Here is a 22,269-nt window from a genome sequence, read left to right as displayed (position 1 = left end):
AATGAGGCTACCAACCCACGGAATAGTTCATTCCCGCAGTCGACCATCGCGTGCTCGATCGGCATCGGTCTAGGTGAGCAGTGGCTTGGCCGAGATCGGCAGCCACCGGCGATACGCCTCTGCGGTACTGTCCGACAAAATGGACAAATCGGGAATTCGCTGCGAAGAATACGCTTCGGATATCGCGGTGATATCAGGCTGCGGGTAGTTCTTCCGTGTCATTCCCACAACGTTTGCGCCGTGCATTGCGGCCGGATTCCCAACCACCGTTGCGAAAGGGGGAATGTCTTTGGTGACGATGCCTCCCATGCCCACCATCGCGCCCTCCCCGATGACTCGTCGCTGGTGCACCGCGCTGTTCATACCCATATTGGCGCCCGGACCTACAGTGACATGCCCTGCGAACGTGGTGCCGGGCGCTGCAACCGTTCCTGCGCCCAGCTGGCAGTCATGTTCTATGGATACGCGATTCATGATGAAAGAATCGGGACCGACGATGGTGCGGCGTTCACTTCCTTTATGGACGGTGGACAGCTCGCGAATGACAGTGCGCGGCCCGATCTCGATACCGAAGCCCTCCCCGACGGCATCGTACGAGGAGAAGTGTGGAAATCCGTAGATCTCGGGAGGAGTGCCGAGAACGCAGTGGGCGCCGATCCAGCAGTCGTCACCGATGTCGATCGGGCCGCTCAGAACGGCATAGGGGCCTACGGTGACTCGACTTCCTACAACCACGTCGTCGCCAACGACTGCCGTGGGGTGAATATGGCAATTCGACCCGATATTCATCCTCGACACTGCAAATACCCTCCAAAGTCCGACCCGAGCAATAGTTCGATCCGCGTGATGAAACGACCTTACGCGGGGCAGGTGCTGCGACGCTCACTTCGTGCTCCACGCTAGGGTCGGAGTCGACTTGGCCCGATATTCCACGCTAGCGTCCGCACATCTTACGTACCGAGGGGAAATGTAGTGATCTCTATTTCCAGTATCGAATTCGGCGAGGATGTGGAGCGCGAAGTTCTCGATACGCTCCGATCCGGAATGGTGGCGCAGGGACCCAAGGTCAAGCGCTTCGAGGATGGGTTCGCCGAATTGGTCGGCACACGCCACGCCGTCGCCGTCAACAACGGCACGACTGCGCTCATAGCGGCGCTTGCGGTGCACGATCTCAAACCCGGTGATGAAGTGCTGACCAGCCCGTTCACATTCGTGGCCACGGTCAACGCGATTCTCGAGGCCGGCGCGACCGTTCGATTCGCCGATATCTCGGAATCGGACTTCAACATGGATCCTGCCGCGGCGAGTGCTGCTGTGACAGATCGAACCGCAGTGCTGATGCCCGTGCATCTCTTCGGGCAGGCTGCGGACATGGCTCGATTGGGGTCCGTCGCCGATGCGAGCGGATTGAGCATCATCGAGGATGCGGCCCAAGCCCACGGGGCAACTTTCGACGGTAAGGGTGCGGGCAGCTTCGGGATGGGCTGCTTCTCCTTTTACGCCACCAAAAATCTCACTACGGCCGAGGGCGGGATGGTCACCACCGATAATGACCACCTAGCCGATCGTTTGCGTGTACTGCGCAATCAGGGAATGCGTGCGCGCTACGAGTACGAAATGGTCGGTCAGAACTATCGGATGACGGATTTGCAGGCCAGCCTTGGGCTCCCACAACTGCGTGGGTATCTCGATCAAGTGGAACAGCGCAGGCGTAACGCGGACATGCTGGCGATGGGGTTGAAGGATGTTGCCGGTCTGCGAGTTCCGAGCGAGCTTCCGGGACGCGGCCATGTGTGGCACCAGTTCACTCTGCTCATCGACGAAGACAGTCCTGTAGATCGCAACGAACTGGCTGTTCGCTTGGCCGACAAGGGTGTCGGCAGTGGAATCTACTATCCGAGGACGGTATACGACTACGAGTGCTATCGGTCGCATCCCCGTGTTGTGATCGAAGAGACGCCGGTCGCGTCCTCGATCGCAGCGCGGTGCCTGAGCATCCCGGTGCATGCCGCTCTCGAACCCGCAGATATCGATCAGATCATCGCCTCCGTCCGCAACGCCTTGGAGGTCTGAATATGAACGCCGTTCCGAAGATTGCATTGATCGGCTCAGGCCGTATGGGTTCGCTGCACGCCAGGGTGCTCGCTCAGTCCAATGATTGTGAACTGAGTCTGCTCGTAGAACCGCGGGAACAGCAGGGCAGGGAAATCGCCGATCGTTTCGGATGCCGCTGGGCCGAAGACTTCGAAGATTTGGCCGATATCGACGCTGTCGTCGTCGCCGCGGCCACTCCGACACACTACGACATCGCGGGACGAGTGCTCGACCTCGGTAAGCCAGTTCTGGTCGAAAAGCCTTTGGCTGCAACGTATGAGCAGAGTCGCGATCTCATCGAGCGTTCCTCGGCGCAGGGAATTCCATTGATGTGTGGCCTGCTCGAACGTTTCAATCCCGCAGTCCGAACTGCAAAGGAGTTCGTGGGGGAGGTATGGCAGGTCAACGGCATCAGGCATTCGCCATTTGTCCCGCGGATAACCACCGGGGTTGCGACCGACCTGTTGATTCATGACGTCGATTTGGCCATTCACTTCGTTGGGTCGCAACCGAGCGTCGTTCGAGGCGACTTCGGGTTCTTCCATGAAACGTCCAAGGCCAACCGGTCCGAGGACTGCGCCGACACGATCCTTCGTTTCGACTCAGGAGCGATCGCAACCATCTCGGCGAGCCGTGTGAGTCAGCGTAAAATCCGCCAGATCTCGCTTCTCGAAGCCGATCGTCTGATCGAGATCGACCTACTGCGACGCGACATAACAATCTATCGCCATGTCGACGAGGAACTACCGGCAGATCGAGATGGGTACCAGCAACAGACCATTATCGAGATTCCGGCGATTCGGTACAGCGAGGAACCACTCGCCGCGCAGCTACGCAGCTTCCTCGCGTTAGTGGACGGCACCGGCGATGCCGACCGTGAGCGGGCGTCCGTTCTACCGGCTCACGGCGTTGTCGACGAGGTGACTTCATCGGCTTCGGTCCGAACCGCTTGATTCTGGCGTCGGCGCATTACCGAGTAAAGGATTGCCTGTCCCAGGGCGGCCGCCAATCCTAAAGCAGCCAAACCGATTCCGAGGGCGCGTCCCGGTGGAGCGTACGTCAAGTCCAGGGAACTCCCACCCTTGGAAGTGGACGGAAGATCTACTTGGATAAGCCCCCCAGGTGTTGCGGTGATCGGTACTTCGGTGCCGTCCACGGTTGCCGTCCATCCCGGCCAGGCCAGCAGAGCGAACGTTGCGGTGCCTGATCCGCTGTACTGCACGGTTTCGCTTGTGTCGGTGGCAGCGGAATCGTCCTCGATGGTTACATCGGGTCCGACGGCCGACAGTCGTCCATCGGGCCAGGGCAATGGGGCATTCCGCCGAGCTACGGTGACACCTCGACTCTTGTCGATCGTCCACTCGTCAGGTGAGAACGAATCGAATGCATGGTAGCCGCCATATGGCCCACTGTTCTGGACGACGACAGTTTCGAGCTTCAACGCATCGAGCCAACTCACGTCGGTTCCGGGCGCCGTGGCGTCTAGTCGCAGGACGGCATCCGGACAGGTCACTCCGCCGTAGTAGTTCAGGCAGAGGGCCTTCACGAAGTCGCCGTAGCTGATTCCGGCGTAGCTGTTTATCGCGCGTACTCCTGCGGGTTGCCAGGCATTGCCGAAAAGCAGATCGCCCCACTGGCCAGTGGGGTCGTCTGGAGAGATGTATTTCGTATCGGCAACGACGAATGTGTTACCGGTGTAGCGATTCTCGAATCGATCCTGCATGAATCCGATCTGGCGAGGGAAGCGCCAGGGCGTCACGTTGTCGTTGCCCGGAAACCATGCAACCGTTTGCAGCGACAATATGGTCAGCGTTCCAAGGACTAGCCCTCCGACAACGCCTTTCGGGTATCGACAGGCCGACAAAATAACGATTGCGGTCAAGACTGCACATACCAGAAGTGACAGCGCGTGAATCCCGAGGTCTTCTGGCACGTTCGACCAAGACAGGTAGAACTGTGCCAACAGCAGGACTGCGCTGATCAGCGCTCGGACTTTGGCGCGATCGCGATAAAGCCCAGCACTCGCAGCGACCGCGAATGCGATGACGATCGGAAGTTGCCCGTATCCGATCAATCTTGCCGGCCAACGGAAGAGCCATAAGTTGGAGGGGCCGAGTAGCAGTACGAGATAGATGCCGAAGAAAACCAGAAGCGAAGGTCCCTGGCGTGTCAAGAACTTCAGTTCGGACCACTTCAGCCAGGGGGCCAACGGGATGATGAACCACGCAAGAAAGCCGAGAGGGATAGTGGTGTAGGACGAACCGAACACCGATACGAGCGGCAAATTGCTGGGCGCGCTCAGGTTGAGCAAATCACCGAGATCTGGACGCAGGGCGCCGTCGTTGGAGACGCCGGATTGCGTTCGGACGGACACGCCGGTGGTGAATGCGAGTGGTAGATAGACGATCAGCGCCATGGCCAGTACGGCCGCACCGCTCCACACCATAGACAAAATTCGGCGGGCTCTTCCCGTGAAGATGCACTCCGTTGCCACCGCCAGGTACACAACAGCAACACCGACAGCGCCGTAAGGGTTTCCTGTCGTCATCGCCAGCAGACCGAAAACGACGGATACGAAGGGGTTTACCGTTCCACGGGCCGCTGCGCGCGTCGACCACCAAACATGGGGCAGCCACGCAAAGGCGATCAATCCCGATGCCCAGCTCGATGCGTCGAAGTACAACGTGTAACCGGCGAACGGCATTGCGAAGCCTGCAACGAATGCCATGGATTGTCGTGCGCCGAACTGCCGCGCCAGTACATAGACGCCGACGGCGAGAATTGCCATGAACTGCATCTTGACCAGAGTGATTCCGATGGCAAGGTTCGGTATGAGTGCGATGACGACGGAATCTGCCAGCAGTACTGGGTTGTACGTGCCGTACAGGGCTTCGGCGGTGATGTTCCCGCCGGCCCACATCTCCGGGATCAAGGTCGGCCACGAACCGGCAAGAAGACGTTCGCCGATGGTGTGCCACGCCGGCGCGAACGCTGCCGCACTGTCGTCCCAGTAGTAGAACCAGCGATTGGACAGCAACGGAATGGCGGCGGTGAGAGCCACGGCGAGCGCGAGAAGCATCGGTGGAGCAACCCGTTTGGTCAGGGGAAGTGCAGTGTTCACGAGACGCCTTCGTCGATGGTTGTTGCCTGGAACTGGTGCGCTTCGATGCAGCGTAGTATTTCCGCTGACCATCCAACCGTGGTGGGTTGAAGGAGTTGTTCGGTGGGTACGTCTGCACCCCTTCCCCAGGGGAAGTCTCAGCTCGATTTGTCGATCGTCATCCCCGCCCACAATTCTGGACGGGTCCTGGAAGCCACGGTCGGGCGCTTCGGCGATTACCTCACCGGGATACCGGCCGAGATCATTGTGGTGGAGAACGGATCCACCGACGACACCGCACTGATCTGCCGCCGACTGGAGCAGGAGTGGAACCATCCAACGGTCGCTCTGCGACTGTTCACCAGCGACAAAGGAATGGGCAATGCGCTTCGGGTCGGCTCGTCGAACAGTCGCGGTGCTCAGGTACTGCTCACCGCGGACGATCTTCCGTTCGGCTTCGACGATCTCGACGCGGCACGAGTACTCACCGAGAGCATGGGGCACGCGCCGCTGCTCATGATCGGGTCCAAGGGACATCCCGAGTCTGTGATCGACCGCGGACCGATGCGATCGACGATGACGCGAGGCTTCTCGATTCTTCGCCGCCTGATTCTCGGCACCCGCGCCAAAGACCCGCAGGGGACGTTCCTGATCGACGGAGACCTCCTGAGATCGCTCGTCGGTTCTCTCGCCGAACCCGGTTTTCTTTTCACTACCGAACTCGATTACGCCTTGGAGTTGGCCGGTGTTCAGCCCGTGGAGGTGCCCGTGCGGCTCTCCAATGCGCACCGCGACCAGCCGAGTCGAGTGGCCGGCGGCGATGTCCTCGCAATGGCGCGGGGGCTGCTGTCCCTTCGTGGGCGCAAGGACGAACTGAAGGCTGCGGCTACCGCTGGTTTATGAGTCCCGCGGCGCGATGAAGGTAGGACGCGTGTCCGTTGATAGCCTGGGCACCGGTCGGGCTGCGCCAATCGTGCAGCCCAGCACAGCTTTGAAAGGTAGTCGACTGTATGGAGAAGCCTGACGTGTCGCTTGTCGGACGACTGGAGGTCGGGATCGATTCCGACCTCCGATCGACAACGCCGGGATCCCTGACCGCGCAGCGCCTGCTCTTCGACGGACCGTCCCCACTGGTCAGCGCCGATATGTATGCGAATGTTGCGAAGGGAAATGCCGAGCGTTCGCGCTACGTCGCCGTACTCTCCAAGCGCACCACCGTCGACACCAACAGCTACTTCGGACGGTTTCCGGCCAGTTACTGGCAGCGTTGGACCGATGTCACCGAGGTCAGATTCGACGCTGCGGTTACCGGGGCAGGGCGCATCGACCTCGTTGCGACCGACTCGAAGGGCCGTAAGCGGACAGTGTCGAGCACCACGGTCGACACCGAAGGGCAGTCGAGTCGTCTCAGCATGGCAGTGAAGGTTCAGCAGTTTCTCGACGGCGGCGCCTTGTTCGTCCGGTTCTCCACCAGCTCGGGTGAGCTGACCGTGGAAGATGCCGATTGGTCGGTCGACGCACCGGAGAAGCTGCGTCCCACCTCGGTTGTCATCTGTACTTTCAACCGCGCCGACGACTGCGCGAACACCTTGGCCGCGATGGCGGACGATCCGATCGCGCTGAACGGAGTCGACAACGTATATGTGGTCGATCAGGGCACGGATCAGGTGCAGACACGCGCGAAGTTCCAGCGAGTTTCGGCCGAGCTCGGCGACCAACTGGTCTACATCACCCAACCCAACCTCGGTGGTGCCGGCGGATTCACCCGCGGCCTGTACGAGGTGCAAGGTAAGGGTGGGGATCCCGCGAACGTCATCTTCATGGACGATGACGTGCTGTGTGAGCCCGAGGCGCTCGTCCGGATGAATGCATTCGCGAACAAGACCGTCGAGCCCGCGATCATCGGCGCGCAGATGCTGTATCTACTGCATCCCGATCGTGTGCACGTAGGCGCCGAGGTTGCCAATTTGCAGAAGATCGAAGCCGGTCTTCACGTCAAGGACGCGATCTCGGACAAGAGCGCGCTGAAGAAGAAGCAGGACATTCGCGTCGACGCCGGTTACAACGGTTGGTGGTCGTGCCTGATCCCGTCGGAGATCGTCTCGCAGATCGGCTACCCGCTACCTTTGTTCTTCCAGTGGGACGACATCGAGTACGGCTACCGCGCTCGCGCAAACGGTTTTGCCACCGTCACCCTTCCCGGTGCTGCTGTGTGGCATGCGGACTTCGCGTGGAAGGACTGGGACGAGTGGCACCGGTACTTCAATCTCCGCAACGGTATGATCACCGCCGCGTTGCACGGAGGCCTCGACGGTAGAAAGCTTGCGCGCCAGCTGAGTACCGATCTGTTCCGCTACCTGGTCTCGATGCAGTACGGGATGGCGTTCACCTTGATCAAGGCCATCGAGGATTTCCTTGCCGGTCCGAGCAATCTTGTCGATGGCGGCATGGAAGCCGCCGGGGCGATTCGCCGTGAGCGGGCAGCATATGGGGAGACCAAGCGGCACAACGCTAATTCGGTGCCCGACGTTCGTCCAGCAGACATGTTCATCACCCCTGCAGGTCCTACTCCGAACAAGAATCTGGAATGGGCTGTGCTGGCCAAGCGGGTCCTCAATCAGTGGCGTGGGCGAGTACACCCCGGACCGGTTGCGATCTCGGCGGACGACGCACATTGGTGGCATGTGTCCCTGTTCGCACATGCAGTTGTCACAGATCGCTCGCAGGAAGGTGTCCGAGTTCGCAAGCGCGACAAGGATGCTGCCAAGACGCTGTTCAGGCGCGGAGTGCAGGCACTGCGTCGTCTGCGGACCGAAACCGCGGACGTGTCCGACGCTTACCGAATCGCAATGCCCGAACTGACGAGTCGTGAGAATTGGGCCCGGCTCTACAGCTGACGAGGTTGCCAACGACGGCTTCCGTTGGATCACCTTGACCCCTGCCGAGCAGCCCGAAATCGAGATCGTCCTGTCGCAACCTCATGCTGGTCGGTCGGCGGAACTCGGCGACGAGTTGGCGGCTCTACTGGCGAAGGGCGAGCTTCCCGGGGTGCTGCTCCGTACCGACAACCTCGATGCGACGTTGGAAAAGGTGCGGGCAGCGGGTAACGCCGAAATCCTGCAGGAACCCGCGAGTCAGCCGTGGGGTGTCCGTGACGCCGCGTTCCGTGACCCGGCAGGAAACCTCGTCCGAATTTCTCAGGCCTGATCGGCCCTGCTCGCCTGCAGCGTCGGAGCTCGCCGGATCCGCACGACCACCTGCTCGTTGTCCGCGGTGTAACCGAGGTAGTCGAATTCGGTCCCCGTGCGTGCGACGAACTCCGTCCAGGCGCGGTACTCGTGATTACGCCAGCCCGGGAAATTGAAGTACTCGTCGAAGGCAATGACGGTCCCGACTACGAGTCGGTCGGCGACCAGGTCGAGCACCGTGATCGTCGACGAGTACAAGTCTGCATCGAGGTGTAGAAACGCCAGGTTGTCGTCGTGGTGCTTCAAGAACTCGGGCAGCGATTCCTCGAACAAACCGGGCACGATTTCGGCGCCGGGGACCTGGGGCAGGTTCTCCTGCTCGAACAGGCCTTTCGGGAATCCGCTGCGCCAGGTTTCGGGTAGCCCCGAGAAGACATCGAAGCCGGCGACGATCGTCACGTCCTTCTTCGACGCGGACTCCTCGGCAATGATTTCCAGGGTGGTGCCGCTGGCTACCCCGAATTCGAGCGCCATGCCGGGGACGGACACTTCACCGAGCGCGAAGCGGAGCGTTGCGTGCGGACGGAGGAAGGTCGGCGCCTTGGGCATGACCTCCTCGGCGAACTCGGCGCTCTGCGCCGCTGCCTCGACGTCGGATGCGTACGGGATGTCACGTCGCATACGCATTTCCAGGCCGCGAATGAATGCGTGGAGGTCGTCGATCTCTCGGCGTTGACGGTCGAGGATCTCGAGAAGCTTGGCTTGCTGAGTGCCCGTCTGCTCGGCCAATTGGGCCGTCTGCTTGTCGAGAACTTCGCCGATTGTCCGCTGAATTTTCTCGCGTGCCGAATGCCGAAGTCGATCCGTCAGCTTCCGAGGTTCCGTCATGCGCACACGGTAGCCGAGGATGGCAAGTGTCACATGCCCAGGTCCACCGATTTACCGTCGGAAATGCTCCCGACGGCCGAGGCGCCGAAGCCGCAACCACTCGGCGAGACCCTTCGGGTTGTGAGTCGTCACAAGGAAGTACCAGCCGAACCGAATCCATTCCTGCGGCAGCAGCTTTCGCATTCCGGGTTGCGACATCAGGTATCCGCGATTTCGGTACGTGAAGTACCGCTTCGTCGCATCGTCCGGATACTGCGTGTGCATACGTCCGCCGAGGATCGGCTTGAATTCCGCGGAACCGTTGGGATGCACATACGCCGTCGTCAAGCAGGTGCCGAACTTCAGGCCCGAGCGCTGCAACCGTCGATGCACCTCGACCTCGTCGCCGCGGACGAACAGTCGCAGATCCGGTACCCCCACCGCATCGATGGTCGACGCCTTGAACAGCGCTCCGTTGAACAGCGAAGCTATGCCTTCGAGTAGATCGTCTTCGGGGTTCTGCGGGTCGATCAATTCCGAACGAAGACGTCGCCACGACGTTCCGCGGCGCAACGGGAACGCAAGCCGATCGGGATCGTCGATGTCGCAGACGACGGGGGAGACCTCGTCGAGGCCGTGCTTCTGGGCACAGGCGTAGAGCGTCGCCAGGACGTCGGGCCCTTCGGGTCTGCCGTCGTCGTCGGCGAGAAATACCCAATCGGCCCCGAGGGACAGCGCGTAGAGAATGCCGAGTGCGAAACCGCCGGCTCCACCGAGATTGTGATGTGACCCAAGATAGGTGGTCGGGATGTCTGACGACTCGACGAGTGTGCGGACCGCGTCCTCGTGCGCATTGTCGACAACGATCAGATGATCGAGCGGTCGGCTCTGGTGCGCCACGACGTCCAGCGACAGGGCTAGGAGCTCACGACGCTTGTGGGTGACGATCACCCCGACAATTTTCTCAGGCACTGTCGCGCTCGAGTTCCTTCAGAATCGTCGCGACGTGATCGCCTGCGTCGTCACCCTCGTAGGCCCGGACGACCTCCTCGATTCCGCCTTCCTGACGGATCTCCCCGTGATCGATCCACATCGCGCGATCGCACAGTTGGGCCAGGAATTCGTTGGAGTGGCTGGCGAACACCAGAATCCCGGAGCGCTTCACCAGCTCCTGAAGGCGGATACGGGCCTTCTTCATGAACTCGGCATCGACGGCCCCGATACCCTCGTCGAGCAGCAGAATCTCTGGGTCGATGCTGGTGACGACGCCCATCGCGACGCGCACCCGCATACCCGTCGAGTATGTCCGTAGCGGCATATCGAGGTAATCGCCGAGCTCGGTGAAATCAGCGATCTCGTCCATCTTCGCGAGCATCTGCTTGCGTGTTTGGCCGAGGAAGAGTCCGCGGATGATGATGTTCTCGTAGCCGGAGATCTCGGGGTCCATTCCGACGCCCAGATCGAACACCGGCGCGACGCGGCCACGGATCGAGGCACTGCCCCGGGTGGGCTCGTAAATGCCCGACAGCAGCCGCAAAAGCGTCGACTTGCCTGCGCCGTTGTGTCCGACGAGCCCGATCCGGTCGCCGTCCTTCAAGTTCATCGTGATGTTCTTGAGCGCCTCGACCACGACGACGTCGGAGGAGTTTCGGTCGATGGCCCCACCGGCCTTGCCGAGGAATGCCTTCTTCAACGAACGTGTCTTGGCGTCGAAGATGGGGAAGTCGACGCAAGCGTCGTGCGTGCTGATGCTGACAGACAAAGTTTCAGACCCCTAAACCCAGTAGGGCACGCGGGCCCGGTACTTCTTGAGCGCGAAGATGGCGAGCAGCCAGCCGACAATCGTGAACGCGATCACGATGTACCAGTGGTACAGCTCCTGAGTTTCGCCGAGCATAGGTGCCCGGATGATGTCGAGATAGTGAAAGAGCGGGTTGAGCTCGACGAGCTTGGCCCGCTTGGCTGCGTCGCCGCCCATCGATTCGAGGCCTGCCGTGGTCCACACGATCGGAGTCATGAAGAACAACAGCGTTACCATGCTGCCGAGAATCGGTGCGATGTCGCGGTAGCGGGTGGAGACGATGCCGAACAGAATGGACACCCACAGCGCGTTCAGCGAGATCAAGGCGAGTGCCGGAATTGCAGCCAGATCCGACCAATGGAAACCGTTCGGCGGGAAGAACACGGCGATGATGATCACGTAGATCAGCAGGTTGTGGCCCAGCAGCAGCAGTTGACGCCACACCAGCCGATAGATGTGCACACTCAGCGCGCTGGGTAGCTGCTTGATCAGCCCCTCGTTCGCGACGAACACGTCGGCACCTTCGAGGATCGACGCACTGATCAGACCCCAGATGATGAGGCCGACAGTGACGTGCGGCAGGAAAGTCTTCAGGTCGACGTCGAGAAGTACCGAATACAACAAGCCCATCGCGACGGCTTGGACGCCGGTTGCGATGGTGATCCAGAAGGGTCCGATCACCGATCGGCGGTAGCGCTGCTTGATGTCCTGCCAGCCGAGATGCAGCCACAGCTCGCGCTGGCTGAGTCCTGTCGTCAGGTCGCCGAAAGCGCGCTTGAACGTCTGTGAGTCCGAAACAGGAACGGGAACGGACACGCGCTCTCCTGCTTCGCTCTCGGAATTCTTCGGTGGGGCCGACACGACGGTCGACCCTACCCGTTTACAGGTACTGACCGGTACCGCCTCCGCCACCAGGGCCGCCCATGCCGGGGTTCAGCATTCCCCCTGCCGGTAGTGCGCCCTGACGCATCTGCTCGAGCTGGGCGCGTGCGGCCATCTGCTGAGCGAACAGTGCCGTCTGAATTCCATGGAAGAGACCTTCCAGCCACCCGACGAGCTGGGCCTGTGCGATCCGCAGTTCGGCGTCGGAGGGAATGGCGTCCTCTCCGAAGGGCAGCGCCAGGCGTTCGAGCTCGTCGCGTAGTTCAGGCGCCAAGCCCTGCTCGAGCTCGCGAATCGACGACTGATGGATGTCTTTGAGTCGGGTTCGGCTGGCGTCGTCGAGGGGCGCGAGGCGCACTTCCTCGAGTAACTGTTTGATCATCGTGCCGATGCGCATGACCTTGGCGGGTTGCTCGACCATGTCCGACAGGGGTGGCTCGGCGTCGGCCGGATCGACGTTCCGATGCGGCCCGTTTCCTGCTGCTCGTGCGGCTGCAGCGGTTGCCTCCGCGCGGCTCAGTGCGAGAGGCTCTCCATTGGGGCCGATCACGACGACATGGTCACCGGCTTCGGGATTCGAGTTCGAGTCCGATTGCGTCATAACGCTATCCTTGCGCGTTGCCAGGTATTGCGCGACGAGCGGGTCCAATTATCCTGTTTGTGGGGCGGGATCGGGGGAAACAACCGTGCGAGTCGACAGGGCGGCGGATGCGAATAAGGGATGTGGAAAACACGCTCACGAAATCGACGCTTAGAGTGTCCGGCATGGGGTACGACGTCGCACGTGTCAGAGGGTCGATTCCCTCACTGGGCGACGGCTGGATTCACCTCGATCCACAAAACGGGATGCAGATCCCCGATCGTGTGTCGACCGCGGTGTCGACGGCGTTTCGTGGAAGTGCGCCGAATCACAACTCCGGACACATGTCCTCGCGTCGGAGCGCCGGGCTCCTCGAAGCAGCCAGGCAAGCGATTGCCGACCTCGTCGGCGGTGACCCGGCAGGGGTAGTGCTCGGGCCCGATCGCGGAACGATGCTGGCGTGGCTGGCAGAGTCGCTGTCGACCCGTCTCGGGCTAGGGACCGGTCTGGTTCTCTCTCGGCTCGACGAGGAAGCGAATGTTGCGCCCTGGCTGCGTATCGCCAATCGCTACGGCGCACGCGTGAGCTGGGCCGAGGTCGAGATCGACACCTGTGAGCTACCCAGCTGGCAGTTCGAGGAGCTCATCACCGCCAGTACCCGTCTCGTAGCCGTCACCGCTGCGTCACCGATCGTCGGCTCGGCTCCCAACGTCCGGGTCGCGGCCGATCGTGTTCACGCCGTCGGCGGCCTCATCGTCGTCGATGCTGCAGGTGCGGCGCCGTACGCCCACGTCGACATCGAAGAACTCGGAGCCGACGTCCTTGCCATCAACGCTTCCGCGTGGGGTGGGCCTCAGGTCGGTGCGCTCGTGTTTCGTGATCCCAGCTTGATCGACCGCATTCCGTCGATGTCGCTCAACCCTTTTGCGAAGGGCGCCGAGAGGTTGGAGGTCAGTGGGCATCAGTACGCATTGCTCGCCGGTGTCGTCTCCTCCATCGACTATCTCGCCAACCTCGACGAGGAGGCCACCGGAACGCGACGCGAACGCCTTCAGATGTCCATCGGTTCGCTGCAGGACTACCACGACAAATTGTTCGACTACTTGATCCGGCGACTGGCAACGCTCGATCATGTGATGGTTCTCGGCGACTCTCCCAGCCGCATTCCCACGCTCAGCTTCACAGTCTCGGGAACTTCTGCCGAAAAGGTTGCCGAGCACCTCGCTCAGGCCCGAATCGGAACGGTCAGCGGAATCCACAGCGGAAGCCGGTTGCTCGACGCGTTGGGTGTCAACGACGAGGGTGGTGCCGTCACCATCGGGCTCGCTCCGTATACGACGCGATACGAGATCGATCAACTCGTCGAAGCGTTGTCCAAGCTGGCGTAGACGCCCGACCGCACGAGGTAGGTGCCGCCGGGCCTCCACTGCACGATTACTGCACTCGCAGGATCACCTTGCCGATGGTGTCTTCGGCGTCGAGCATTCGATGTCCCAGGGCCGCATCGGTAATCGGAATTTCGGCGTGGATGATGGGACTGATTTGTCCCTCGCTGATCATCGGCCACAGGCGAGCGGTCATGTCCGAGACGATGTTCGCTTTACTCGAAGGTCCGGTTTCGGGTCTGCCGCGTAATCCGGCGGCGTGGATGGTTCCGCGTTTGCCGAGGAGTGCGCCGAAGTTCAACTCACCCTTGACTCCGCCCTGCATGCCGATCGTGATGAGAGTGCCATCCATTGCGAGCGCATTCACGTTGGGCTGCAGATACTTTGCACCCATGTTGTCGAGTATCAGATCGGCACCGTGGCCGTCGGTTTCGGACCGTAACACCTCGACGAAATCCCGGTTCTTGTAGTCGATGGTGATGTCCGCACCGAGCGTTCTACAGAAGTCGAGTTTGTACGTCGAGCCGGCCGTGACTGCGACGGTGACGCCGAATGCCTTTGCTACCTGGATGGCATGCGTGCCGATGCCGCTACCTCCGCCGTGGATCAACAGGACCTGTCCGGATCGCATGCCGCCGTACATGACGAGATTCGACCAGACAGTCGACGCCACCTCGGGAAGTGCCGCTGCCGCATGCAGATCGAGTTCACCGGGAATGGGAAACAACTGGGTCGACGGCACGAGAACCTGCTCGGCATACCCGCCCCCCGCGAGTAATGCGCACACACGGTCGCCGACCTTCCAGTCGTGCACGCCTTCACCGAGCTCGGAAATCACGCCCGAACATTCGAGCCCCATAATTTCGCTCGCGCCCGGAGGCGGTGGATAGTTGCCTTGCCGCTGCATGAGATCGGCACGGTTGATCGCGGTGGCAGCGACGTCGACGACGACTTGGCCACGGCCCGGGCGCGGATCAGGGACCTCGGTCCACGCCATGACGTCGGGGGACCCGAACTCGGTCAGTGTGATTGCGTGCATGCCTTCCAGCGTAGGCGCGGCGCTGTAGTCGCATTCAACGTCCCAGCGGTGTGCAATTCCCGGCACGGTTTAGGCAAACATTGTCAGGACAAATCGGACATCAATGGCAGGGATCTACTAACCAGTAGCAGTCCTTGCCTAATATGGTCGGGTGACGGCCGAAAGATCCTTTGGTCCAGGGGGGGACCCGCAGTGGCTCGATGCTGCGGAAATGAGAGCGTGGCGCGCCTATGTAGACGGCGGCCAACGATTGATGGGGGTACTCAACAACGATTTGCAGGACGCACATGGCCTGACAATGGCGGAATACCGGATTTTGGTGATGCTGTCCGAATCACCGGACGGATCAGTACGTATGAGCGATCTCGCCGACGGCGTCCTCTCCTCGCGTAGCCGGCTGACCCACCAGATTCGCCGCATGGAAGGCGACGGGATGGTCTCGCGGAACACCTGCGCCGACGACGGCAGAGGCGTGCTTGCCGTCATCACCGACGAAGGCGCCCGCAGGCTCGCCGAAGCGGCTCCGACACATGTGTCGAGCGTCCGGAAGCATCTGGTCGATCTGCTGACACGGCGGCAGCTGACGGTGCTCGGCGACATCTTCGAGGAGGTAGACGCAGCGATGGCGGAGTCGGAGGTACAGGCGCGCTGACCGACGCGATTCGCCCCGCGGCGCACGGGGCGTTTAGTATCTTCTACGGAAGCGTGGCAGAGCGGCCCAATGCACTCGCCTTGAAAGCGAGAGACGTGTAAAAGCGTCCGGGGGTTCAAATCCCTCCGCTTCCGCCACCAAGGCCCTGATCTCACCAGTCGGTGTAGGTCAGGGCCTTTTGTCTGCCGAGAAGAGAACGGCCAGTACCGTCGCTGTTTCATCCGCGACGGATGATGTGGCGGGCCGCAGTCAGCGGGATGCTCGTCTGCATGAAACGCACCGCGGCGATGAAGCGCACTGTGGCCATGTCCGCATTCTGTGGACTCGTATTGTTCGTAGGGGCATGCAGCGACAACGACACCGAGAACGCGAACTCTACCGACGCATCGGCGAGCAGCACTCGCGAAATCGCGTCCAGTGTCGCGAGCGAGGTGCAGGGTAGCGCCTCGGCAGCGGCCAGCAGTGTCAAGGCCACCGCGTCGGCTGCGGTGGGCAACGTCCAGGACACCGCGTACCTTCAGGCGCTCGAAAGCCAGGACATCAGCTTCGGGAGCACCGAAGATCGAGTCGCGGCGGCTCGCACCGCCTGCGACGAGCTGTCCGGCGACACCAGCCTCGACGCCACCAGAGTCAAGATTGCGGAAACGACCGGACTCGACGACGCCCAGTCCCGCACGTTGATCAACATCGCCGTTCCGATCTACTGCACGACGAACGTCGGAAAGCTGACCGTCAACTGACGTCGGCTATTTATCATGCGGAAGTTCACAGATGCCGTCGAAGCCGGCGATCACAGCGCAGTGGAGGCACTCCTCGCCGAGAACGTGCGATTCACCAGCCCGGTTGCGTTCGAACCCTATGACGGTAAGGCGATTACGTCGGCCATCCTGCATGGCGTCCTCCGCGTATTCGAGAATTTTCACTACACGGAGACGATCGAGAGCGGCGATGAACGCGACCATGCGCTTATTTTCGAAGCGATGATCGACGGCAAGACGATCAACGGATGCGATTTCCTCCACCTCGACGAGAACGGCTTGATCGACGACTTCGTGGTTATGGTCCGCCCGCTGTCCGCGGCGATGGCCTTGTCCGCGGCGATGGGTGCTCAGTTTCCGCAGATTACTGCAGAGGCTGCGCAGTATCGCCTGGCGCATTAAAAGTTCACGATGCGCTGTTCGCGATCGAGAACGTTTCGGCCCATGCTTTCACCGGCACGGCGAGCTCCGCGATCAATGGTCGAGACCTACTGGTCAGCGAACTCTCGTGCTTCGTCAGCGAGGTCGTCTGAAGTGGCGTCCATGCGGGCGATCTCGCGGTCGCGAACTGTCAGGACAGCGACGATCGGCACTGCCAATGCGAGAAGTCCGAGGACGAAGACTGGAAAGATGAACGGGAACAACGCAAGTCCGACGGGTGCGGATGCGGACGTGTCGCTGACGAGTTCCACTGCGGCCATTCCGGTGTAGTGCATGCCGACTACGGCGAGGCCCATGACCGGACCGGCGATCAATCGCAGGGTGGTGGATCCCATCACCATCGTGAACCACAATGCAGCCGTGGCGCCGACAACACCGATCACGAATGAGAGCACGACGAAGAGCGAGTTGTAGTTGATCTGGCCCTGAAACTGCAAGGCTTGCATGCCCGTGTAGTGCATGACGCTGATCGCCATGCCGATGAGGAAGCCGGAGGCTAGGAGTCTCGACCAATTGAACTCGGTTCCGAGCACGTACAAGCCGGCAAAGACCACGATCACGGCAATGACAGCCGAGATGATCGTCCACGTCAGACTGTAGCGAAGGGGACTGCCGGGTACCGCAAACCCGAGCATCGCGACGAAGTGCATCAACCAGATACCTACACCACCGATGGACAATGCCCCCATGAAAAACCAGCGCATTCGCACCGCAGGACGAGTAGTCGCCATGCCGTGTCGGGCACACGCCAAACCGATGACCGATCCCGAGACTGCAACCGCGAACGCCAACCCGAGCAGCCAGAGCCCCATGGAGAAATGGTTCATTTCATCCGACATGCCAGTTCCTTAGGTTCGTTGTATTCGGTGTCAGAGGGATGCTGTCGCCGCGATACGTTCGAGTGCGTATTCGGTGATCGTGATCAAGGCCTGCTTCGACGATTCTCGGTTACGCGCGTCGATGTCGATCATCGGTACGTGGTCGGACAGCGCGAGAGCCTGACGGAGGTCATTCGTTGCATGTACGGGCGCATCGTCGAATCGGTTGACTGCCACGATGAACGGCAAACCACGGGCTTCGAAGAAGTCGACAGCAGCGAAACTGTCTTCTAGGCGGCGCGTGTCGACAAGGATGACCGCGCCGATCGCACCCGTGATGAGGTCGTCCCACATGAACCAGAATCGCCGCTGGCCGGGTGTGCCGAACAGGTAGAGAACCAGGTCATCGGCGAGTGAGATACGGCCGAAATCCATCGCGACTGTCGTTGTCTCTTTGTTCGGTGTCGAGCTGAGGTGATCGATGCCGTCGCTGGCGTCGGTCACCATCGCTTCGGTGCGCAAGGGGACGATTTCGGAGACCGTCCCGACAAGGGTGGTCTTACCTACGCCGAATCCTCCGGCGATCACGATCTTTGTCGACGTGACGCGAGACGGCGCGTCAGAGTTGCCGAAGTCCACGGAGGGTCCTTTCGATCAATTCGCGGCGCTCGACCGCAGTCGCATCGCTTCGCAGAGTGGCTTGCACTTTCAATGCCCCGCTGACTACAAGATCCGCCACCAGAACCCGAGCCACCCCGATCGGTACACCGAGATATGCTCCGATTTCCGCAATCGAGATGCGCTGCCCGCAGAGCGCAACAATCGACGAACGAATGTCTTCGGGCGCCAGGCCGCTGGCGATGACATCCTCTACAGTTGCGACGATCGCTTCGAGCGGAAGGTCGATGGACGGCTTCGTCCTACCTTCGGTGATGGCGTACGAGCGAACGAGACTCGGTTCAGGATCAGCGTGCTCGGAGTAGTTTTGTGGCATCGAAGTCAGGTATCCCGACCTGATCTAGGAGCGATGTCCATGGTCGTTCCGACTCGATCGACCAGCGTGACCATTTCGAATCCGATCTGACCGATGTCGCATCCCGCTACGGCAAGCGCTGCAAGATAGGCGCCACTTCCGACGCCCATGAGGAGGAGGTAGCCGTTTTCCATCTCGACCACCGATTGCAGAACTGCTCCGCCGTCGAACAGCCGAGACGCACCCGCGGAGAGACTGGCGAGTCCAGAGGTCACGGCCGCCAACTGGTCCGCGCGATCGAGAGGAAGGTGTGAGCTCGCCGCGCTCAACAGTCCGTCGGCAGAGACGATGATGGCGTGGCTTACTCCCGGAACGTCGCGTGCAAAACCCGACACCAACCAGTCGAGTGCGCGAGGAGTTTCTGGGGCTCCGACAGAATTCACTGTTCTCCTTCGTCATTCTGCACATGCGTTATCGAGTGCAAGGCTGTGTTGTTCTCACTGCTGATGTGCCGGCGTCCCCGGCTGAGGCCGGATTGGTAGTCACTCCACCCGCGTCTGATCGTTTCCGGGTCGACTCGCTGCCGGTGGGATCCGGAACGGGTAGAGCCATTAGTGGGCTTGACAGCCCCGGGAACCAGCCGCGCACCGCGGTCCCGGATCGGGAGCCCCGAATCGGCCATCTTGCTGGAGGGTCTGTCCGTCGACGCGTGAGCGGCAACCCATCCCTCGTCCGCTTCGGTTGTCCAGATGCTTCCGTTTGTGGCACCGGTCTTGTCGTCCGTCGGGTCGATCAGCCACTCCGACACCATCCCGGCAAAGATCGGCGATGCAGGCGGTCGAACGTCGGACCCAGCCTCGGGAGCGTTCGCGCTGAAGACGCCCGCGGGTGGTGGAGTCGGGTCCCGGGGCGGAGTCCAGTCGCGTGGTGGTGTCGTTTCGCGCGGTGGGGTCGGGTCCCGGGGTGGAGTCCAGTCGCGTGGTGGTGTCGTTTCGCGCGGTGGGGTCGGGTCCCGGGGCGGAGTCCAGTCGCGTGGTGGTGTCGTTTCGCGCGGTGGGGTCGGGTCCCGGGGCGGAGTCCAGTCGCGTGGTGGTGTCGTTTCGCGCGGTGGAGTCGGGATGCGACGCGGTGTCGAGTCGCGCGGCCGGGACGAGAAGAACGCCGCTGTGACGTTCGGGTTCGGAGCGCCGAACGGGGCTCTCGGCATAGGCCTAGCGGCGGGGAACTCGCCTGTATCCGGTTGAGCGACAGCAATTTCCGGCGTGGGTGGCGGCGGAGCTATCGGTTGGGTCGTAAAGGCATTGGCGGTACCGGGTACCCCACTGCTTCCGGGGGTACGGCGTGGGAGTCCGTTCACCATGGGAAGCGCGACGGGGCTGGCCTGCGAAGCAAACGCGGCGGGCGCAGCTGAAAAAGCTGGCGGCATGGTGGTAGCAACAGGCTGTGGAGACTGACGATGGGGTAGCCAGTTCCCCGATGCCACCGCAGCTTCGGCGTTGTGGACGCTTGCTGCCTGGTAGGGGAGTGCACCCTGACTCGATGTAGGTGCACCCGCCGCAACAGACTGGACCGGCGATGCTGCGCGAGCCTGAGAGGCAAGTGCGGCCGTCGACGTTCTGATCGCCGTGTCGCGTGACGCCTCGAGAAGTGCAATCGGCAGATGAACCATCGCAGTGATGCCACTGCGATCGGATATGCCTGCCGACGGACGTAGACGTACCGAAATACCGTATCGACTACTGATGCGACTGACGACGAACAGTCCCATGTGGCGGGCGGTGTCGGGGCTCATCTCGCCGCCGGAAGAGAGGCGTCTGTTGGCGTCGAGTAAGTCGTCCGGAGACATTCCGATACCGAGGTCGGTAATTTCTACGAGCACGGAACCGTCGTTGGTGCGTGCGGCGTCGATCGTCACCGTTGTTTCGGGCGGTGAGTAGCGCAGGGCGTTGTCGAGGAGTTCGGTGACGAGGTGCACTACGTCTGCACTTGCCTGGCCACTGACGACTGCAGACAGAATTTGTCCGAGTTCGACACGCAGGTAGTCCTCGACTCCGGAAGCTGAGGCGCGTAGAGCGTCGGCAAGAGCGATCGGTGCGGTTCGTGCGCGTCGTCCCTCGTTGCCGGAAAGGATGAGGAGATTATCGCTGTTTCGTCGCATTCGGGCGGCGATGTGATCGAGGCGGAAGAGATTCTCGAGGCGATTCGGGTCGTCTTCGTCCTTTTCGAGTTGCTCGATGAGCACGAGCTGTTGCTCGACGAGGGACTTGTTTCGACGGGAAAGCGTCTCGAACATGTCGTTGACCTGGCGGCGGAGAGTTGCCTGCTCGCCGGCCAACGTAATCGCCTGCCCATGCATGTCGTCGACTGCGCGTGCGAGTTGCCCGATCTCCTCGTGTGTCTCTACAGGTACACGAGGTATCTCGAGGTCGACTATTCGCTCGCCGGCGCGGATTCTTTCGATCGCCTCGGGGAGTCCATGGCGTGCTGCTGTGAGCGCGGCGAAACGTAGGCGCTGGATAGGTTCGACCAGCGAGCGACTGATGACGAGTGCGAGGACGAGGGCTGCGAGGACGGTGCCGACGACCAGCGCGGCATCTCGAAGCGCTGCGGATTGGGCGGCGCTGGTTTCGGCGATCACGGTGGGGACGAATCGGGCGATTGCGGCATCTGTGATGGCGTCGTACTGATCGCTACTGGCTTGGAGCCCGAGGCCGATCTCCCTGCTCAAAGGGGACGTCGAGGGCGTGGCACCGATCGCGCCGAGACGGCCCTGTGTGGACGCTTTCAGAGAGTTCAGCCCGGCCATAGGATCTTCTCCACCGGCCGTTCCGGTTGGCGGCAGCACTCCACCAGGCACGGCCAGTGGAATGAGTCCACCGAGGCTGGCAAGTTCTGCGCCGGCAGTGGAAGCGAAAATGGTTCGCATCTGCGGATCCAGGTCACCGGTGCCGTACAGAATGTGCTGATTGGCGAGCGTTCGACGGGCACCCCACAGAGGCGTCAACTCGGCACCACGCTCACGCAGAAGTGGTAGCTCGGATTTGCTCAACAGATCGGCGAACGGAATCCAGAGCTCGGTCGACACCTGGCTGTAGCGCGCGACCAGTTGGATGGGCCGCTCGGGGCTGGTTGGAACCTCGTCGATGAGCGCGCGGCTGTCCTGCATGGCCTTGTCGACCAGGTTGCTGAGCGATGCGTCGGTTCGGAACACGTTTGCCGCAACACCGAATTCCTGCAGTGCGGTTGTGGCTCGAGCGGTGGCTGTGCCGGTGTCGGCACCGGAGGAGGCCGCGACTGTCACTGCCTTGAGAGCTTGTTCCAGCCGAAGTGCCGCAGGAACGGCGAATGTGCGTTCGGCCGATGTATTGAGGTCCGCGGCGTCGGTCAGTTCGCTCTGGATCCGGAGGCCACCGAACAGGACGGCGACGAGCATCGGAACCGCGAAAACTGCGATAACCTTCCAGCCGAGGCGCCATTCGCCGATCGACCACCACGAGGTTGTCTGTGCATCGTGTTTCATGCGGTCAAATGCCTCTTCGCGTCTGCCATTGAAGTCTGTTATCCCCTGTTGGACATTGACTAACTTCCCCGACCAATCTCAGTCGTAGGAAATCGATTTGAACCGTAACAGAATGATGTCGATTTATCAGGTTTGCAGTCTTTAATGTCTGGATTTAAGCGACTGTCGCCC

At 61.4% G+C, this 22,269-nt stretch carries 22 protein-coding genes and 1 tRNA gene; 10 read left to right on the top strand and 13 right to left on the bottom strand.

Annotated features, from left to right (window positions below):
* Nucleotides 1–69: 69 nt before the first annotated feature.
* On the bottom strand, nucleotides 70–789 hold the full coding sequence (locus E5720_RS09405; RefSeq protein ID WP_136170446.1) for a DapH/DapD/GlmU-related protein: 720 nt from the start codon (nucleotides 787–789) through the stop codon (nucleotides 70–72).
* Between the two features lie 183 nt (nucleotides 790–972).
* On the opposite strand from E5720_RS09405, the gene E5720_RS09400 reads away from it, so the two are divergent.
* A complete protein-coding gene (locus tag E5720_RS09400; protein WP_136170445.1) occupies nucleotides 973–2,073 on the top strand; it encodes a DegT/DnrJ/EryC1/StrS family aminotransferase in 1,101 nt (366 codons plus the stop codon).
* 2 nt (nucleotides 2,074–2,075) lie between these two features.
* Nucleotides 2,076–3,047, top strand: a complete 972-nt coding sequence (locus tag E5720_RS09395) for a Gfo/Idh/MocA family oxidoreductase (protein ID WP_136170444.1) — start codon at nucleotides 2,076–2,078, stop codon at nucleotides 3,045–3,047.
* Here the strand turns inward: E5720_RS09395 and E5720_RS09390 are convergent.
* The gene (locus tag E5720_RS09390; RefSeq protein ID WP_136170443.1) at nucleotides 2,996–5,215 is read right to left on the bottom strand and encodes a hypothetical protein; all 2,220 of its coding nucleotides are present in this window, start codon (nucleotides 5,213–5,215) and stop codon (nucleotides 2,996–2,998) included. The genes E5720_RS09395 and E5720_RS09390 overlap by 52 nt on opposite strands.
* Nucleotides 5,216–5,317: 102 nt before the next feature.
* Here E5720_RS09390 and E5720_RS09385 point away from each other — a divergent pair, with 102 nt between their 5' ends.
* From E5720_RS09385 to E5720_RS09375, 3 genes are all read left to right on the top strand, one after another.
* Nucleotides 5,318–6,097, top strand: a complete 780-nt coding sequence (locus E5720_RS09385; RefSeq protein WP_136170442.1) for a glycosyltransferase — start codon at nucleotides 5,318–5,320, stop codon at nucleotides 6,095–6,097.
* Between the two features lie 107 nt (nucleotides 6,098–6,204).
* On the top strand, nucleotides 6,205–8,091 hold the full coding sequence (locus E5720_RS09380; RefSeq protein WP_136170441.1) for a glycosyltransferase: 1,887 nt from the start codon (nucleotides 6,205–6,207) through the stop codon (nucleotides 8,089–8,091).
* Nucleotides 8,063–8,401, top strand: a complete 339-nt coding sequence (locus E5720_RS09375) for a VOC family protein (protein WP_136170440.1) — start codon at nucleotides 8,063–8,065, stop codon at nucleotides 8,399–8,401. The genes E5720_RS09380 and E5720_RS09375 overlap by 29 nt, the downstream gene beginning before the upstream one ends.
* On the opposite strand, the gene E5720_RS09370 is transcribed toward E5720_RS09375, so the two are convergent.
* The 5 genes from E5720_RS09370 to E5720_RS09350 form a co-directional block, all read right to left on the bottom strand.
* Complete coding sequence (locus E5720_RS09370; RefSeq protein ID WP_136170439.1) at nucleotides 8,392–9,270, bottom strand: TylF/MycF/NovP-related O-methyltransferase; 879 nt, start codon at nucleotides 9,268–9,270, stop codon at nucleotides 8,392–8,394. The two genes, E5720_RS09375 and E5720_RS09370, sit on opposite strands and share 10 nt — an antisense overlap.
* Nucleotides 9,271–9,321: 51 nt before the next feature.
* The gene (locus tag E5720_RS09365; protein WP_136170438.1) at nucleotides 9,322–10,221 is read right to left on the bottom strand and encodes a glycosyltransferase family 2 protein; all 900 of its coding nucleotides are present in this window, start codon (nucleotides 10,219–10,221) and stop codon (nucleotides 9,322–9,324) included.
* Nucleotides 10,214–11,011 (bottom strand): ABC transporter ATP-binding protein, encoded by a 798-nt coding sequence (locus tag E5720_RS09360; protein ID WP_136170437.1) that lies wholly within the window; start codon nucleotides 11,009–11,011, stop codon nucleotides 10,214–10,216. The genes E5720_RS09365 and E5720_RS09360 overlap by 8 nt, the downstream gene beginning before the upstream one ends.
* 12 nt (nucleotides 11,012–11,023) lie before the next feature.
* Nucleotides 11,024–11,866, bottom strand: coding sequence for an ABC transporter permease (locus tag E5720_RS09355; RefSeq protein WP_247596242.1), 843 nt, complete (start codon nucleotides 11,864–11,866; stop codon nucleotides 11,024–11,026).
* A 64-nt stretch (nucleotides 11,867–11,930) separates the two neighbouring features.
* Nucleotides 11,931–12,533: a bacterial proteasome activator family protein gene (locus tag E5720_RS09350; RefSeq protein ID WP_136170435.1), complete on the bottom strand. Its 603-nt coding sequence runs from the start codon at nucleotides 12,531–12,533 to the stop codon at nucleotides 11,931–11,933.
* A gap of 164 nt (nucleotides 12,534–12,697) precedes the next feature.
* On the opposite strand from E5720_RS09350, the gene E5720_RS09345 reads away from it, so the two are divergent.
* Complete coding sequence (locus E5720_RS09345) at nucleotides 12,698–13,900, top strand: cysteine desulfurase-like protein (RefSeq protein ID WP_136170434.1); 1,203 nt, start codon at nucleotides 12,698–12,700, stop codon at nucleotides 13,898–13,900.
* Between the two features lie 46 nt (nucleotides 13,901–13,946).
* Here the strand turns inward: E5720_RS09345 and E5720_RS09340 are convergent, their stop codons facing one another.
* On the bottom strand, nucleotides 13,947–14,936 hold the full coding sequence (locus tag E5720_RS09340; RefSeq protein ID WP_136170433.1) for an NAD(P)H-quinone oxidoreductase: 990 nt from the start codon (nucleotides 14,934–14,936) through the stop codon (nucleotides 13,947–13,949).
* A gap of 211 nt (nucleotides 14,937–15,147) precedes the next feature.
* Here E5720_RS09340 and E5720_RS09335 point away from each other — a divergent pair, with 211 nt between their 5' ends.
* The 4 genes from E5720_RS09335 to E5720_RS09320 all read left to right on the top strand — a co-directional run bounded on the left by E5720_RS09335 (nucleotide 15,148) and on the right by E5720_RS09320 (nucleotide 16,748).
* On the top strand, nucleotides 15,148–15,588 hold the full coding sequence (locus E5720_RS09335; RefSeq protein ID WP_168708323.1) for a MarR family transcriptional regulator: 441 nt from the start codon (nucleotides 15,148–15,150) through the stop codon (nucleotides 15,586–15,588).
* 47 nt (nucleotides 15,589–15,635) lie between these two features.
* Nucleotides 15,636–15,725 (top strand) — tRNA-Ser (locus E5720_RS09330).
* Between the two features lie 132 nt (nucleotides 15,726–15,857).
* The gene (locus E5720_RS09325; RefSeq protein ID WP_247596241.1) at nucleotides 15,858–16,328 is read left to right on the top strand and encodes a DUF732 domain-containing protein; all 471 of its coding nucleotides are present in this window, start codon (nucleotides 15,858–15,860) and stop codon (nucleotides 16,326–16,328) included.
* Between the two features lie 15 nt (nucleotides 16,329–16,343).
* Complete coding sequence (locus E5720_RS09320) at nucleotides 16,344–16,748, top strand: nuclear transport factor 2 family protein (protein WP_136170432.1); 405 nt, start codon at nucleotides 16,344–16,346, stop codon at nucleotides 16,746–16,748.
* A gap of 86 nt (nucleotides 16,749–16,834) precedes the next feature.
* On the opposite strand, the gene E5720_RS09315 is transcribed toward E5720_RS09320, so the two are convergent.
* The 5 genes from E5720_RS09315 to E5720_RS09295 are packed head-to-tail and all read right to left on the bottom strand — an operon-like array spanning nucleotide 16,835 to nucleotide 22,098.
* On the bottom strand, nucleotides 16,835–17,626 hold the full coding sequence (locus E5720_RS09315) for an MHYT domain-containing protein (RefSeq protein WP_136170431.1): 792 nt from the start codon (nucleotides 17,624–17,626) through the stop codon (nucleotides 16,835–16,837).
* 30 nt (nucleotides 17,627–17,656) lie between these two features.
* On the bottom strand, nucleotides 17,657–18,244 hold the full coding sequence (locus E5720_RS09310) for an ATP/GTP-binding protein (RefSeq protein WP_136170430.1): 588 nt from the start codon (nucleotides 18,242–18,244) through the stop codon (nucleotides 17,657–17,659).
* Entirely contained in the window at nucleotides 18,225–18,599 is a 375-nt protein-coding gene (locus E5720_RS09305) for a DUF742 domain-containing protein (RefSeq protein WP_136170429.1), read from the bottom strand. The genes E5720_RS09310 and E5720_RS09305 overlap by 20 nt, the downstream gene beginning before the upstream one ends.
* Before the next feature lie 5 nt (nucleotides 18,600–18,604).
* Nucleotides 18,605–19,021 carry a roadblock/LC7 domain-containing protein gene (locus E5720_RS09300; RefSeq protein WP_136170428.1) on the bottom strand — a complete coding sequence of 139 codons (417 nt, stop codon included), beginning with the start codon at nucleotides 19,019–19,021 and terminating at the stop codon, nucleotides 18,605–18,607.
* Entirely contained in the window at nucleotides 19,018–22,098 is a 3,081-nt protein-coding gene (locus E5720_RS09295; protein ID WP_136170427.1) for an ATP-binding protein, read from the bottom strand. Before E5720_RS09295 ends, E5720_RS09300 begins: the two co-directional genes overlap by 4 nt.
* Nucleotides 22,099–22,269 lie beyond the last annotated feature (171 nt).

This window comes from Rhodococcus sp. PAMC28707 (genome assembly GCF_004795915.1).
In the GTDB taxonomy this organism is placed as follows: Bacteria; Actinomycetota; Actinomycetes; order Mycobacteriales; family Mycobacteriaceae; genus Rhodococcoides.
This window is presented reverse-complemented; position numbering and strand designations above follow the sequence as displayed.

Coding starts and splice junctions, on each gene's coding strand:
- E5720_RS09295 (WP_136170427.1), bottom strand. CDS start 22,098: ATGAAACACGATGCACAGACAACCTCGTGGTGGTCGATCGGCGAATGG.
- E5720_RS09335 (WP_168708323.1), top strand. CDS start 15,148: ATGAGAGCGTGGCGCGCCTATGTAGACGGCGGCCAACGATTGATGGGG.
- E5720_RS09350 (WP_136170435.1), bottom strand. CDS start 12,533: ATGACGCAATCGGACTCGAACTCGAATCCCGAAGCCGGTGACCATGTC.
- E5720_RS09340 (WP_136170433.1), bottom strand. CDS start 14,936: ATGCACGCAATCACACTGACCGAGTTCGGGTCCCCCGACGTCATGGCG.
- E5720_RS09345 (WP_136170434.1), top strand. CDS start 12,698: ATGGGGTACGACGTCGCACGTGTCAGAGGGTCGATTCCCTCACTGGGC.
- E5720_RS09315 (WP_136170431.1), bottom strand. CDS start 17,626: ATGTCGGATGAAATGAACCATTTCTCCATGGGGCTCTGGCTGCTCGGG.
- E5720_RS09370 (WP_136170439.1), bottom strand. CDS start 9,270: ATGACGGAACCTCGGAAGCTGACGGATCGACTTCGGCATTCGGCACGC.
- E5720_RS09395 (WP_136170444.1), top strand. CDS start 2,076: ATGAACGCCGTTCCGAAGATTGCATTGATCGGCTCAGGCCGTATGGGT.
- E5720_RS09325 (WP_247596241.1), top strand. CDS start 15,858: ATGAAACGCACCGCGGCGATGAAGCGCACTGTGGCCATGTCCGCATTC.
- E5720_RS09405 (WP_136170446.1), bottom strand. CDS start 789: ATGAATATCGGGTCGAATTGCCATATTCACCCCACGGCAGTCGTTGGC.
- E5720_RS09320 (WP_136170432.1), top strand. CDS start 16,344: ATGCGGAAGTTCACAGATGCCGTCGAAGCCGGCGATCACAGCGCAGTG.
- E5720_RS09305 (WP_136170429.1), bottom strand. CDS start 18,599: ATGCCACAAAACTACTCCGAGCACGCTGATCCTGAACCGAGTCTCGTT.
- E5720_RS09380 (WP_136170441.1), top strand. CDS start 6,205: ATGGAGAAGCCTGACGTGTCGCTTGTCGGACGACTGGAGGTCGGGATC.